Source organism: Devosia sp. (assembly GCF_017307565.1).
In the GTDB taxonomy this organism is placed as follows: domain Bacteria; phylum Pseudomonadota; class Alphaproteobacteria; order Rhizobiales; family Devosiaceae; genus Devosia.
The window spans coordinates 1-12,366 of the sequence record NZ_JAFKHD010000430.1 but is presented as its reverse complement, the minus strand read 5'-3'; the positions used below and the strand labels follow the sequence as shown (position 1 = coordinate 12,366).

The window sequence follows — 12,366 nt, the reverse complement described above, 5'->3', positions numbered from 1 at the left end:
CCGCATTCATCGGCAGCTCGGCATGAATGACGAGATCGAGATTGGGCAGATCGATGCCGCGGGCGGCGACGTCGGTTGCGACGCAGATGCGGGCGCGGCCATCGCGCATGGCCTGAAGGGCATTGGTGCGCTCGGCCTGGCTGAGTTCGCCCGACAGAGTGACAACGTCAAAGCCGCGATTCTGGAGACGAGCCGAGAGATGCTTCACCGCTTCGCGGGTCGAGGCGAAGACGATGGTATTGGTGCTTTCGTACCAGAGGAGCGTGTTGATGACGGCGTTTTCACGCTCGTCGGCCGGCACGGTCATCAGCTTGTAGTCGATGTCCGCGTGCTGCTCGTCCGACGAAGTAGCGGTGATGCGCAGGGCATTACGCTGGAAGGTTTCGGCGAGCTTGGCGATGGGCTTGGCGACCGTTGCCGAGAACAGCAGGGTGCGGCGTTCTTCGGGGGCGGTTTCGAGGATGAATTCGAGATCTTCGCGGAAGCCGAGGTCGAGCATTTCGTCGGCTTCATCGAGCACGACGGCGCGGAGCGCGGACATGTCGAGAGCGCCGCGGGTGATGTGATCGCGGAGGCGCCCCGGGGTGCCGACGACGATGTGGGCGCCATGCTGGAGGGCGCGACGCTCGGTGCGCGGGTCCATGCCGCCGACGCAGGAGACGATGCGGGCGCCCATTTCGGCATAAAGCCATTCGAGCTCGCGCTGCACCTGCATGGCGAGTTCGCGGGTGGGGGCAATGACGAGGGCCAGCGGCACTTCGGCGCGCGGCAGCTTTTCCGCGCCATCGAGCAGGGTCGGCGCGATGGCCATGCCGAAGGCGACGGTCTTGCCCGAGCCGGTCTGGGCGGAAACGAGGAGATCGCGGCCATCGGCCTCTTCCTCGATCACGGCCGACTGGACCGGAGTGAGGTTTTCATAGCCCTTGGCCGAGAGAGCAGCGGCGATAGGGGCAAAGATATTTTCAGGCAGAGACATAAAGGGGCTTTCGTAAAGCGGAATAGCCCCGGTGAGCGCGATGACCGTTCCCGTAGAGGCGGGCATCTTCGCTGGCAGAAGGGCTTTTGTGGCGACAGGTTCTCCACCATTTCGGAGAGCGTCGTCGGCGCTGTCTGGGCACTATAGCACAAACAAGCAAAAAGGCCGCCCGGCTGGGCGGCCAATATTGGTGCTGTCTAGCGGCGGTCCCTGCTCTTGGCAAGGCTCGCGCCTGCATAAGGGGCAATGTCCCTTCGCATGGCTCCGGCTACCGGAGCAGCGATCGGGCCAGGCCTGACGCTGGGGCTATTCCTTGGGCTGCTTGCGCAGCTCGGAAACCGGTTTGCCCTTGAAACCCCAGTTTTCAAGCGGAACTTCGTCGATGACGACGAAGGTGCTCTCGGGGTTCTTGTTGAGCACGCGGACCATAATGTCCGTAATGCCCGCGATTACCTCAGCCTTTTGCTCAGCCGTGACACCGTCTTCGAGAATACGGACATTAATGTAGGGCACCGGCCCCTCCTTCGGGTCGTGGCGTAAGTCGCTCAAATCGCTCCACCGGAGCGATCTTCCGACCGGCAAAAGCCGGCCGTCGCGTCCTACCCAACCAATTCTTCGTCGCTGAAGAAGTACTTGATCTCTTCGGCAGCGGTTTCCGGAGCGTCGGAACCGTGGACCGAGTTTTCGCCGACGGAGAGGGCGAATTCCTTGCGGATGGTGCCTTCAGCAGCGTTGGCCGGGTTGGTGGCGCCCATGATTTCGCGGTTGGCGAGGATGGCGTTTTCGCCTTCGAGAACCTGGACGACAACCGGGGAAGCGATCATCTGCTCGACGAGTTCGCCGAAGAAGGGGCGTTCTTTGTGAACAGCGTAGAAGCCTTCGGCCTGTGCGCGGGTCATGTGGATCTTCTTGAGGGCGATCGGGCGGAGACCGGCTTCTTCGAACTTGGTCAGGATCTTGCCGATGAGGTTGCGACGGACGGCATCGGGCTTGATGATGGAGAAGGTACGTTCAATCGCCATGGCGAGAAAATTCCTGATTGAGCTGGAAAGGGTGGGGCCTTTTAGCGGGAGAGTTTGACGGAGGCAAGACGGGCGGCGCACGGCAATTGCCGCCAGATTGCGCAAGAACGAATTTTGCCCTAAGCCCAGAGGCGTTGGCACCGTCCTTCCCGTTTCAAATCCGAAACCACCCTACCCTCTCCGGCACCGTCCGGACCGTTGCGGCCGGTTTCCACAGAAGGAGGTTGCGCGATGAACGATATCGCCGACCACGGCGTCCGCTTTGGACGAATTGCCCCGATGCTCCCCGTATCCGACATGACCAAAGCCGAGGCGTTTTATGCCGAGATTTTGGGCTTCACCAAGGTGTTCGAGAACGGCACCCCCGTTGGCTTCATGATCCTCAAGCGGGACGCCGCGGAACTGCATCTTTCCTTGCAACCGCAGCACAAGGCAGCGGATTTCAATGTGGCGCATCTGCTGGTCGATGATGCCGAGGCGCTGTTTCTGCGCTGCAAGGCGGCAGGGCTGAGGATCATCAAAGGGCTCAAGGACAAGGACTACGGCTTACGCGCCTTTGTGTTTGAAGACCCGGATGGCAATAGGATCGATGTCGGGCAGATCATTGAGCGGACAACGCTCCAGGTCGACAGATAGGCGGTTTCCCAAGTGAAGGCGGGCCTCTGGTGCCAAACAGAGGTTCCCGCTTTCGCGGGAATGACATCGTGGCCCGGGGGCCTGCCGACACAATTGGACGCCGGGTTCGTCGACGGTCAGGCCGGCTATTCCCCTGCGCCTTGCCGGGCGGCGAAGGCCGCCCGGGATTTTTCGATGTCGTCATAGTGGGTTTCAGCCCAAGTCCAGACAGAACAGAAAGCGGCGCCGAGGCCGCGGCCGAGATCGGTCAGCGCATAGTCGACATGTGGCGGCACGACGGGGTGGACCTTTCGCGTGACGAGGCCATCGGCCTCCATCTGCCGGAGGGTTTTCGTCAGCATTTTCTGGCTGATGTCGCCGACCTTGTGGCCCAGTTCGGTGAAGCGCAGCGTGCCGTGGGCTTCCAGCGTCTCGAGGATCAGCATGGTCCACTTGTCGGCAATCTTGCCGATAATGTCGCGAACCAGCGCTTCGAGCGCCGGATCGACGGGCTTTGCCGACTTGCGACCGGCCCATTCGTAAAGGATGGGAGGCGTAACAGATTGATCCAAATACACTCTCCTTTGGGTTAGTATCGAACTTTTGGGCGCCTACTTTCTAGTGGAAAGTAATGAACTTATCTCCTTGGCACAACAGGCAAGGAGATGCGCCATGCAGACGACAGGCAACACCATACTTATCACCGGCGGCGGTTCGGGCATTGGCCGGGCGCTGGCCGAAAGTTTCCACCGGCTGGGCAATCAGGTGATCATCGCGGGGCGCCGGCAAAGTGTTCTGGACGAGGTCACGGCGGCTAATCCCGGCATGACGGCTTTTACGGTCGACATGGCGGATGCAGAGAGCATCAAGAACTTTGCCGAAGCAGTGCGGACGGCGCATCCAAAACTCAATGTCGTGCTGCACAGCGCCGGGATCATGCAGGGTGAGGACCTGACCGATCCGGGCCAGGTCACGGTCGCCGAGGATACGATCACCACCAATGTGCTGGGGCCGATGCGGCTGACGGCGGCGTTGATGCCGCATCTGCTGGCGGCGCAGAATGCGGCGGTTCTGACCGTGTCGTCGGGGCTGTCGTGGGTGCCGAAGTCGGTCAATGCAGCCTATTGCGCGAGCAAGGCGGCCATTCACTCATGGACCATTTCGCTGCGCCAGCAGCTGAGAGCCACGGGCATTGAGGTGATCGAACTGGTGCCGCCCTATGTGCGCACCGGGCTGACGGGTGATTTCCAGGCCAATGACCCCAACGCCATGCCGCTTGAAGACTACGTGTCCGAGACCATGGCGCTTCTTGCAGCCGGCAACCTGCCGCAGGGCGAGGTGCTGGTGCAGCGGGTGCATCGTCTGCGGTTTGCCTATGAGCAGGGGCATGCCGACGCGGTGTTTGGTTTTTTGAACCCGTGAGTGCGGAGTTAATCGGGGGGGGGGGCAGTTAACCTGCCCCCATCCGGCTAATTTCACTATGTGATCGCCGGGAAAGCGGGACCTCTGCTTAGGGAAACAGGGATTCCCGCTTTCGCGGGAATGACACCAGGGCGGGGCGAGGCGCGGAGCCCATCTCCAAATCTCAGGATGGGTCCCGGCCTTCGCCCGGATGACAGTCGGTGGATGGCCGGCCTTAGTCGCGCTGGACGTTCGCCGAGCCGGTGCCAAGCACCCGACCGTCGGCGGCGGTTACGGTGACGTCGATGCGGGTTATGGTGTCGTCTTCGGTGTCGATGGCGTATTTCACCTCGTGTTCCTTGATCTGCATGGTGCAGACTTCGGCGGTGGAGCTGACGGGGAAGTTGACCGAGAGCGTGCCGTCGGTGAGGTCGCCGACTTCGGGACGGCCAATGGCGTCGCAGGCGCCGCCGTCGAATTCGAAGTCGATCAGGATCTGGAACGGATTGATGCGGGTGGCATCGAGGTCATCGAGCTTTTGCGGCCCGTCCTGCGCAAGGGCGGGAGCGGCAAGGGCCATGGTGGCGGCGAGGGCGAAAGCGTGGCGGGCGTCAAACATGTGGGCGTCCTTTTGGCTCGGTGACTGATGCAGAAATGTCTGTATCGGCCATTGGATGCATGAATTCGGGCGCCAGATGGGCATTTTGCGCCCCAGCCCCTATGTCGCGGCGGAATAATTTCGTGATTGATCCCGGCCTAGTCGTGGCCACGCAAATTAAGGAGGGCCAGGACTTCAACCAGTTCAGACTGGCGAGAAATGCCTAGCTTGGCAAAAATCCTGGACAAATGCGTACGGGCCGTTTCATAGCCGATGCCCAGTTTTCGCGCCGTTTCCGGCAGGCCCAGGCCGGCCCCGACGTGGCAAGCCACGCGCGCTTCCGCACCCGTCAAACCGAAGGTGGCGCCGAGCGCGCCGACGCTCGGCGACTCTGACACAGATTTCGCCGCCCTGATGCTGCGAATGATACCGATGGCGACCATACTGCCGAAGGCATCCACAAAGGTCCGCGGCATGGTCATGATTTCGATGACATGGACCGGGCGGCCGGCCTCATAGGCGACGACGGCGCTGGGCTCGCGCTGCGCAGCGGATGAGAGGCAGGTCGTCGCTTCCCTGAGCGCGGCCTGCAGGCTCTTGTCGGCCGCCGGATCGACCGCATACAGCCGGTTGCCTTTCACGCGGTAATAGGGTGCCACGGCTTCGACGGCATTCTGGGTGAGCATGGATATTTGGCCGGAGAGATCGAAGCCCAGCATGGGGACACTGGCCCGGTCTAATATGGTGGCAATGGTCGAATTTTCGGGGGCCCGAAATGCATAGGCCAGGCGCAGGATGCGGGAGAGATTGGAGCGCAATCTGTACAAAGCCTCGCCTTCGTCCGCGTGAAAGGCGCCGTGCTTGTCGCCGCGATACACGCATAATGACCAGCGTGCGCCGCGCACAAGGAAGGCGACACCCATGAACCACAACATGTCGTATTTGCCGAAGAACTCCTGGTAGTAGGGGTCACTCGCCCGCTCCTCGGGCGTTGCCATTTCCTGCTCGTAAAAGAGTAATCTTTCGGAGCGCACGAGTGACCAGGCGCGCCTCGCCCTGATATCGTTGATATGCCAACCGGCGGTCACGAATTCGGCCATGGCGGAGGCGGCGTTGCCGGAGGCGGGAATGCCGAGGGGGATAACTTGCCATTTCTCGGGAATGAACGCCGCCCCGGTTGCACCAAGCCCGGCAGCAATGGTCGACAGGCCGGCATCCCAGTTTCCCATGCCGGCCGCCGCATCGAAAAGCAAATCCACGCCGCGCTCAACAAGCGCGTACCGCACGCCGTTGCCCAAGCGTATCCCCCCGGGGCGCGACACACCCAAAATCAAAGCAAAAAATATAGAGAACCAAGAAAATATTGCGACACGGAGAAATCCCAGTGCCGCAATATTTCTGGAGGTAGAGAAGATCAGCCGTAGATCGAATTCGCCACGCAATCGGGCGTCACATTGGTAGCCTCGACCCATTTGCCGCCCGTTGTCTTGATGGGGCACTTCATGCCCTGCGGCGAGTCGGCGGCGATGGCGGGCGTCAGGCTGATAGCGGCGGCAAAAAGCACGGCGACGGACAGAGACAGTAGTTTGGTCATTCAAAATCCCCTGGTTCAGGTCGAAGCGGGCAGGCGCGCAGCGCCGCCCGGGCTGGGCCGCAAGAGCGAGGGAAGTTCCCGTCCTCTCGTCCCGACACACAGCCTAGAAAGAAAGCGACGCACGCACGTCACCCAATTGGGGGATGGCGCGGAGCCGCAGCGGCGGCTTGCAGTTGCTTTGACCGGCTATCGGCTCTATCCAGCAGCCAACACTTTGTCGTCGGCCCCTGCCCTTTGCAGGATGATCTTGCCGGCGCGTTTTTCTGCGAATGATTTGCCGCCATGTTGACCATTTCCAATCTGACCTACCGCATTCAGGGCCGCGAGCTCTTCGAAGATGCCTCGCTGGTGTTGCCCACGGGATCAAAGACCGGTTTTGTCGGCAAGAACGGCACGGGCAAGACCACCCTCTTCCACATCATCCAGGGCCATATCGGCGCCGATTCCGGCACGGTGGAGCTGGTGCGCAAGGCGCGGATCGGCGCTGTGGCGCAGGAAGCGCCGGCCGGCGAAGAGACCGTGCTCGATGTGGTGCTGGCCGCCGACAAGGAACGCACGGCGCTGATGGCGGAAGCCGAGACGGCGACCGATCCGCACCGGATCGGTGAAATCTATACGCGGCTTGCCGATATCGATGCGCATACGGCCGAGGCGCGAGCTTCTTCGATTTTGAAGGGCCTGGGTTTTGAACAGGACCGGCAGATGGCGCCGACGCGCGAACTGTCGGGTGGCTGGCGCATGCGCGTGGCGCTGGCGGCGGTGCTGTTTTCTCAGCCCGACCTGCTGCTGCTCGACGAACCGACCAACTATCTCGATCTCGAAGGCACGCTCTGGCTGGAAAAGTACCTGGCCAACTATCCCTATACCGTCTTCATGATCAGCCACGACCGTGACCTGCTCAACAAGGCCGTCACCTCGATCGTGCATCTCGAGCATCGGAAACTGACCTTCTACAAGGGCAATTACGACACGTTCGAAACCACGCGTCGCATGCAGATGGAGCTCAACAACAAGAGCCGCGAGAAGACGCTGGATCAGATCGCGCACCTGCAGAAGTTCGTCGATCGCTTCAAAGCCAAGGCGACCAAAGCCAAGCAGGCGCAGGCGCGCGTCAAGATGATCGAAAAGCTCAAGCCGCCCGAGGCGATGTTCGACGAGTATGCGGCCCCGTTCCATTTCCAGCAGCCCAAGGTCGACCTGCCGACGCCAATGGTGAACCTTGAAAAGGTTTCTACCGGCTATGGCGACAAGGTCATCCTGCGCAACATCACCATGCGCATCGATCCCGAGGACCGCATTGCGCTGGTGGGCGTCAACGGCAACGGCAAGTCGACTTTTGCCAAGTTGCTGGCGGGCGACATTCCGGCGATCGACGGCAATCTGCGCATGGGCAAGAAGCTCGAAATCGCGCATTTCGCTCAGCACCAGATGGACAAGCTCAAGCCTGAGTGGACGCCGCTGGAGCATGTTGCCGAGATGATGCCGCTCGACAACGAAACCAAGCGGCGCAGCAGGCTCAACCAGATGGGGCTGACGACCAGCCGCATGGACACCAAGGCGAAGAACCTTTCGGGTGGCGAACGGGCACGCCTGTTGATGGGTCTCATCACCTTTGGCGGGCCGGGGATGATGATCCTCGACGAACCGACCAACCACCTCGATATCGACAGCCGCGATGCGCTGGTGCATGCGCTGAACGAATATGAGGGCGCGGTGCTGATCATCAGCCACGATCGCTATCTTATCGAAGCGACGTGTGACCGGCTGTGGATTGCCGAAGGCGGCACCATTCATGAGCTCGATGAAGACCTCGAGAGCTACCAGCGCAGCATCACGTCAGCCAAGGACACCAGCAAGGGTGGCGGCGGCAAGACCGGCGAGCGCAAACTTTCCAAGCAGGAAGCGGCGGCGCGGCGGGCGGAGCTGGCTCCCCTCAAGGGGCGCATTAAGGATGCGGAAACCAAGATTTCCCGATTGCAGGTGGAAATCGAAAAGATCGACGCCCAACTGGCCGATCCCAAGGTCTACAACGGTGCTCCCGATCGGTTGATTGCGCTCGGGAAAGACAAGGCGCGTTATTCCGCCGACCTGGAAACTACCGAAGAAGCATGGCTGGCGCTGAGCGCCGAGTTGGAGGAAGCGGAGCGCGCATGAACAAGCTCGCCGCCAAGGACGTCATCTATACGCTCGGCATGGAACGCCACCCCGAAGGCGGGTGGTTTGCCGAGACCTTTGTCGATGTCGAAGGCGAGGCCGGGCGCGCCCATTCCACCGCGATCTACTATCTGCTCGAGGCCGGCGACCAGTCGCACTGGCATCGGGTCGATGCGGTCGAGGTGTGGCACTATTACGCCGGTGCGCCGATAGAATTGACCCTGTCAGAGGGGATCAGCGTCGATCGGCACGTGCTGGGCAATGACCTAGCGACCGGGCAGCGGCCGCAGGTCGTGGTGCCGCGGCAGGTGTGGCAGGCCGCCAAATCACTGGGAGACTGGACGCTCGTGGGGTGCACAGTGGCGCCGGGCTTCCGATTTTCCGGCTTTGAAATGGCGGCGCCCGACTGGACGCCGGGTCATTAACGACGGCACTGGGCCCGCGTTGACAGTGACGCGCCATTACTCTCATCTGGCACCATCTAAGACCGTGGCCAAAAGGCACTTCATGCGTCGCTTGCTTGCTCCTGTCGTGCTTGGTCTCTTTGCTCTGTTGGCCGGGGGAGCCTCCGCGCAGGACATGTCGGGCTTTTCCAAGCAGCAGCGCTCGGACATCATTCGCTTTGCCGCGAACAATTCGCTCTTCGTGCTCTACCATGAAATGGCGCATCTGCTGGTCGACCAGCTGCGCCTGCCAGTGCTGGGCAAGGAAGAAGACGCCGCCGACAACATGGCGACCTGGACCCTCCTCAACAAGCGCACGCCCGAGGCCCACACGGCGCTGGCCGATGCCGCCGAGGGTTGGCTGCTGACCGGCGTTGCCTATGGCAGTGGCAAATATGAAGAAGATTTCTCGGCCGCGCACAGCCTCGACAAGCAGCGCGCCTATCAGATCGTGTGCCTGATGGTGGGGAGCGACGACAAGGCGTTCCGCCCGATCGCCAACCAATATGCCATCGCCCGAGACCGGCAAGACTCCTGCTTTTGGGACTATGAGCTGGCGGACCGGAGCCTTTTGGGGGTGCTTCAAGAGCATCGAAGCTCCGGGGGCGCGGCCAAGGTCAACGTGACCTATCACGACGCTGGCGGACGGCTGAAACTTGCAGCCGACGCCTTCCGCTCAAGCGGGGTTTTCGACCAGGTCGCGGCCGAAGTACGTGACAACTACCGCTTGCGCCGGCCGGTGAAATTTAACGCGCGGCGCTGTGGCGAAGCCAATGCCTATTACGATCCAGACACGATCGAAATCATCTTCTGCTACGAGCTGATGAAGGACTTCATGGAGCTCTATGCGGCGGAACTGCCCGACCCTGTGGGCCCTGCGCCGCGCCCTTCGGGCGCCGGCAAGGACAAGGGCGGCTCGCACTAAGCGCCTGTCGCCGCAGGCGAAACCCAACCAAAGCGTCAAAACCCCTGTCGGAGTTCTCTCCCATGACCTCGCTGCGCAAGACTGCAGCTCTATCGCTGTGCCTCGCCCTGCTCGCCGCGCCTGCAATGGCGCAGGACGAGAACCAGGTGCTCGCGGACTCCATGGATTTCGCCATGCACGATGCGCTCTACACCATGTATCACGAGGTCGGCCACATGCTGGTGGGCGAACTCGGGCTGCCGGTGCTGGGCAAGGAAGAGGACGCCGCGGACTCCCTTGCCACCATCTGGCTGCTAACGGACGAGAGCGATGACGACAGCTGGAACGCGCTGATCGATGCGGCGGACGGCTGGTATTTCAACGCCGTCCAATCGACCGGCTCGGGCGTCGAAGACTTTTCCTATTATGACGACCACAGCCTCGATATCCAGCGGGCCTATGCGATGGTCTGCATGATGGTGGGGGCGCATCCCGACGTGTTCGGCGAGACTGCCGACAATTATGACATCGACGCTGACCAGCAGGAAGCTTGCGCCGACACATTCAATCAGGCGCTGACCTCGTGGGAGCAGCTGCTTGAGCCGCACCTCGTCGATGGCGAACCGGGCGCCGAGATCGAGGTCGTTTATGAAGATGCCGGCTAGTATGCCGAATTCGCCGAGGAGCTGCAGGCGCGCGGCATTCTCGAACATGCGGCAAAGCTGGTGATGGACTCTTATGTGCTGCCCGAACCCGTAACCTTCCGTGCAATGCAATGCGGCGAGGCCAACGCCTATTTCTACCCGGCGGAGCGCGAGATCACCTATTGCTACGAACTCGCCGAGCACATGTTCTATCTCTACCTCTATGACATTGCCGGGTGGAGCGACACGGCCGAATAGAGGCTTCAGCTGAAGCCGACATAGCGTCCGGGCTTGTGGTTCAAGGCAACGATGAAGTTGAGAACCAGGGCGCCGAGGATGGAGTAGAGCACTCTATCGAGCGGCAGGATGAAGAAGGCGGCAAGCAGGATGGCGGCATCGACGGCGAGCTGGAAATAGCCTGCCCGAAGACCGAAATTGTCCTGGAGATAGAGCGCCAGGATATTGATGCCGCCAACGCTCGCCTTGTGCCGAAAAAGCGAGAGAATGCCGAGGCCAATAAGGCCACCGCCCACAAGTGCGGCAAAGAGCGGATGGATATCGCTGATCCCGAGCCACGACGGGATCTGGCTCGAAAAATACGACACCAGCCCAACGCAGATGATGGTCTTGACCGCAAAGGGCCAGCCCATGCGCAGGAAAGCCAGGGCATAGAACGGCAGATTGATCGAGAAGAACAGCCAACCGAAGGGAATGCCGGTGACGTATTGGATGAGCAGCGCCAAGCCCGCCGTGCTGCCGGTGGCCAACTGCACCTCGGAATAGAAGGCAATGCCAAGTGAGACCAGCATGGTGCCGATGAGCATGGCGAAGAGATCTTCGGGCAGCGTATGGCGGCTGGGCGTCGCGAGGTCTGGCGTCATGCCTTCTTCATCCAACGACCGTCCTGCTCCTGCTGCCAATAGGTGACCTCATTGCCATCGCGCAGGGCCCGCCAGGCCTGGCGGGCTTCGGCGACAGCATCGGGATCGTGGCCGGAGAACATATAGACGATGCGCCGATACCCATCTGTGGATTGGGGCACGGCGCGGTCGACAAAGAAGCGCACGGTGGCGCCATTGGGATTGTCGGTTTCGGTGGTCAAAAGGATGGGCTGGTGCCCGTCGGTGGGTTCACCGGAAAGCCCGTGCGGCAGGAAAGAATCATCGCGAAACGTCCAGAGGAGCGAATCGAGGACTTCGGCGCGTTCGCGCGAGCCGGATTCGACAACGGCACGCCAGCCCCGCTCCAGCGTCTTTTCGAGAAGCTGCGGCAGGACCGATTCCAAGGGTCGGACTTCGAGGTGGTAGAAGAGAACTTCGGCCATGGCGGCACATTATCCGGGCGCCGGCCCGAGCGCCAGCGCGGCAAGCGGGCAACAGCTCTGTGATGAATGCGGGTGCGGGCAATCGGCACAATTGTATCGAAGGGAGGTTTGGCCCATTGTGCCGGCGCCGAAGTGAAATATGCGGAGCGGCATGAGACGCCTGACCACCTATCTGGCACGCCTGTTTGCGACGGACGCGCTGATCCTGTCGGCAATCCTGTGCACGCTGCTCTGGCTGGTTAACTGCCTAAGGCAGTTTGAACTTGTCTCGGTGAAGGGTCAGGGATTCGGCACGCTTGCCATCCAGGCGCTTTACACCATGCCGCCGCTAGCCATGGCCTTTCTCTATATCTGCGTCGGGATCGGCATGATCCGCGCGCTGACGGCCTTGCAGCTCAGCCGCGAGCTGCACATCATTCACACGACGGGCGCCATAAGCGGCATCTGGCGGGCGGCGGTGACCGTGATCACCGGCGGGGTGATCGTGGTCATGCTGCTCTCGCACTGGCTCGAGCCCATGGCCAATCGCAAATATGTCGAGTTGGCCGCAGAAGTGGCGGCAGATCTGGTCAGCGCCACGCTGAAGCCGGGCCGCTTCACCCAGGTGACACCGGGCGTGATCCTGATGATCGGCGGCCGCGGGCCTGGCGGGGAAATCACCGACTTTTTTGCCGACGACCGGCGCAACCCA

At 61.5% G+C, this 12,366-nt stretch carries 17 protein-coding genes; 8 read left to right on the top strand and 9 right to left on the bottom strand.

Annotated features, from left to right (window positions below; genetic code table 11):
• The 3 genes from J0I64_RS18475 to ndk form a co-directional block, all read right to left on the bottom strand.
• Window positions 1–976, bottom strand: a 976-nt coding sequence (locus tag J0I64_RS18475; protein WP_291410947.1) for a DEAD/DEAH box helicase, incomplete at its 3' end; no start/stop codon positions are given.
• 306 nt (window positions 977–1,282) lie between these two features.
• Window positions 1,283–1,489 carry a 4-oxalocrotonate tautomerase family protein gene (locus J0I64_RS18470; RefSeq protein ID WP_291410945.1) on the bottom strand — a complete coding sequence of 69 codons (207 nt, stop codon included), beginning with the start codon at window positions 1,487–1,489 and terminating at the stop codon, window positions 1,283–1,285.
• 86 nt (window positions 1,490–1,575) lie between these two features.
• The gene (ndk, locus tag J0I64_RS18465; protein ID WP_291410943.1) at window positions 1,576–1,998 is read right to left on the bottom strand and encodes a nucleoside-diphosphate kinase; all 423 of its coding nucleotides are present in this window, start codon (window positions 1,996–1,998) and stop codon (window positions 1,576–1,578) included.
• 231 nt (window positions 1,999–2,229) lie between these two features.
• Here ndk and J0I64_RS18460 point away from each other — a divergent pair, with 231 nt between their 5' ends.
• Window positions 2,230–2,634: a glyoxalase superfamily protein gene (locus J0I64_RS18460; RefSeq protein WP_291410941.1), complete on the top strand. Its 405-nt coding sequence runs from the start codon at window positions 2,230–2,232 to the stop codon at window positions 2,632–2,634.
• A 125-nt stretch (window positions 2,635–2,759) separates the two neighbouring features.
• On the opposite strand, the gene J0I64_RS18455 is transcribed toward J0I64_RS18460, so the two are convergent.
• On the bottom strand, window positions 2,760–3,161 hold the full coding sequence (locus J0I64_RS18455; protein ID WP_291410951.1) for a helix-turn-helix domain-containing protein: 402 nt from the start codon (window positions 3,159–3,161) through the stop codon (window positions 2,760–2,762).
• Between the two features lie 124 nt (window positions 3,162–3,285).
• Between J0I64_RS18455 and J0I64_RS18450 the strand changes: the two genes are divergently transcribed.
• Window positions 3,286–4,035, top strand: a complete 750-nt coding sequence (locus J0I64_RS18450) for an SDR family oxidoreductase (RefSeq protein WP_291410939.1) — start codon at window positions 3,286–3,288, stop codon at window positions 4,033–4,035.
• A gap of 214 nt (window positions 4,036–4,249) precedes the next feature.
• On the opposite strand, the gene J0I64_RS18445 is transcribed toward J0I64_RS18450, so the two are convergent.
• The 3 genes from J0I64_RS18445 to J0I64_RS18435 all read right to left on the bottom strand — a co-directional run bounded on the left by J0I64_RS18445 (window position 4,250) and on the right by J0I64_RS18435 (window position 6,206).
• Window positions 4,250–4,633 (bottom strand): hypothetical protein, encoded by a 384-nt coding sequence (locus tag J0I64_RS18445; RefSeq protein ID WP_291410937.1) that lies wholly within the window; start codon window positions 4,631–4,633, stop codon window positions 4,250–4,252.
• A 137-nt stretch (window positions 4,634–4,770) separates the two neighbouring features.
• Complete coding sequence (locus J0I64_RS18440) at window positions 4,771–6,054, bottom strand: helix-turn-helix transcriptional regulator (RefSeq protein WP_291410935.1); 1,284 nt, start codon at window positions 6,052–6,054, stop codon at window positions 4,771–4,773.
• Window positions 6,027–6,206 carry a hypothetical protein gene (locus J0I64_RS18435; protein ID WP_291410933.1) on the bottom strand — a complete coding sequence of 60 codons (180 nt, stop codon included), beginning with the start codon at window positions 6,204–6,206 and terminating at the stop codon, window positions 6,027–6,029. Before J0I64_RS18435 ends, J0I64_RS18440 begins: the two co-directional genes overlap by 28 nt.
• 282 nt (window positions 6,207–6,488) lie before the next feature.
• Here J0I64_RS18435 and J0I64_RS18430 point away from each other — a divergent pair, with 282 nt between their 5' ends.
• From J0I64_RS18430 to J0I64_RS18410, 5 genes are all read left to right on the top strand, one after another.
• On the top strand, window positions 6,489–8,360 hold the full coding sequence (locus J0I64_RS18430) for an ABC-F family ATP-binding cassette domain-containing protein (protein WP_291410931.1): 1,872 nt from the start codon (window positions 6,489–6,491) through the stop codon (window positions 8,358–8,360).
• Entirely contained in the window at window positions 8,357–8,785 is a 429-nt protein-coding gene (locus J0I64_RS18425) for a cupin domain-containing protein (RefSeq protein ID WP_291410929.1), read from the top strand. Before J0I64_RS18430 ends, J0I64_RS18425 begins: the two co-directional genes overlap by 4 nt.
• A gap of 82 nt (window positions 8,786–8,867) precedes the next feature.
• On the top strand, window positions 8,868–9,728 hold the full coding sequence (locus tag J0I64_RS18420) for a DUF4344 domain-containing metallopeptidase (RefSeq protein ID WP_291410927.1): 861 nt from the start codon (window positions 8,868–8,870) through the stop codon (window positions 9,726–9,728).
• 62 nt (window positions 9,729–9,790) lie between these two features.
• Window positions 9,791–10,372, top strand: a complete 582-nt coding sequence (locus J0I64_RS18415) for a DUF4344 domain-containing metallopeptidase (protein WP_291410925.1) — start codon at window positions 9,791–9,793, stop codon at window positions 10,370–10,372.
• 21 nt (window positions 10,373–10,393) lie between these two features.
• Window positions 10,394–10,609, top strand: a complete 216-nt coding sequence (locus tag J0I64_RS18410; protein ID WP_366933763.1) for a DUF4344 domain-containing metallopeptidase — start codon at window positions 10,394–10,396, stop codon at window positions 10,607–10,609.
• Between the two features lie 5 nt (window positions 10,610–10,614).
• Here J0I64_RS18410 and J0I64_RS18405 read toward each other — a convergent pair whose 3' ends face one another.
• Together J0I64_RS18405 and J0I64_RS18400 are read right to left on the bottom strand one after the other, a co-directional pair.
• Window positions 10,615–11,232 (bottom strand): YitT family protein, encoded by a 618-nt coding sequence (locus J0I64_RS18405; RefSeq protein ID WP_291410924.1) that lies wholly within the window; start codon window positions 11,230–11,232, stop codon window positions 10,615–10,617.
• Window positions 11,229–11,675 carry a DNA polymerase III subunit chi gene (locus J0I64_RS18400; protein ID WP_291410921.1) on the bottom strand — a complete coding sequence of 149 codons (447 nt, stop codon included), beginning with the start codon at window positions 11,673–11,675 and terminating at the stop codon, window positions 11,229–11,231. The genes J0I64_RS18405 and J0I64_RS18400 overlap by 4 nt, the downstream gene beginning before the upstream one ends.
• A 151-nt stretch (window positions 11,676–11,826) precedes the next feature.
• Here J0I64_RS18400 and J0I64_RS18395 point away from each other — a divergent pair.
• On the top strand, window positions 11,827–12,366 hold a 540-nt coding region (locus J0I64_RS18395; RefSeq protein ID WP_291410919.1), incomplete at its 3' end, for an LptF/LptG family permease.

Bases quoted from the DNA above. Each gene is read 5' to 3' on its own strand.
- ndk (WP_291410943.1), bottom strand. From the start codon at position 1,998: ATGGCGATTGAACGTACCTTCTCCATCATCAAGCCCGATGCCGTCCGT.
- J0I64_RS18435 (WP_291410933.1), bottom strand. From the start codon at position 6,206: ATGACCAAACTACTGTCTCTGTCCGTCGCCGTGCTTTTTGCCGCCGCT.
- J0I64_RS18445 (WP_291410937.1), bottom strand. From the start codon at position 4,633: ATGTTTGACGCCCGCCACGCTTTCGCCCTCGCCGCCACCATGGCCCTT.
- J0I64_RS18460 (WP_291410941.1), top strand. From the start codon at position 2,230: ATGAACGATATCGCCGACCACGGCGTCCGCTTTGGACGAATTGCCCCG.
- J0I64_RS18420 (WP_291410927.1), top strand. From the start codon at position 8,868: ATGCGTCGCTTGCTTGCTCCTGTCGTGCTTGGTCTCTTTGCTCTGTTG.
- J0I64_RS18430 (WP_291410931.1), top strand. From the start codon at position 6,489: ATGTTGACCATTTCCAATCTGACCTACCGCATTCAGGGCCGCGAGCTC.
- J0I64_RS18425 (WP_291410929.1), top strand. From the start codon at position 8,357: ATGAACAAGCTCGCCGCCAAGGACGTCATCTATACGCTCGGCATGGAA.
- J0I64_RS18450 (WP_291410939.1), top strand. From the start codon at position 3,286: ATGCAGACGACAGGCAACACCATACTTATCACCGGCGGCGGTTCGGGC.
- J0I64_RS18400 (WP_291410921.1), bottom strand. From the start codon at position 11,675: ATGGCCGAAGTTCTCTTCTACCACCTCGAAGTCCGACCCTTGGAATCG.
- J0I64_RS18415 (WP_291410925.1), top strand. From the start codon at position 9,791: ATGACCTCGCTGCGCAAGACTGCAGCTCTATCGCTGTGCCTCGCCCTG.
- J0I64_RS18405 (WP_291410924.1), bottom strand. From the start codon at position 11,232: ATGACGCCAGACCTCGCGACGCCCAGCCGCCATACGCTGCCCGAAGAT.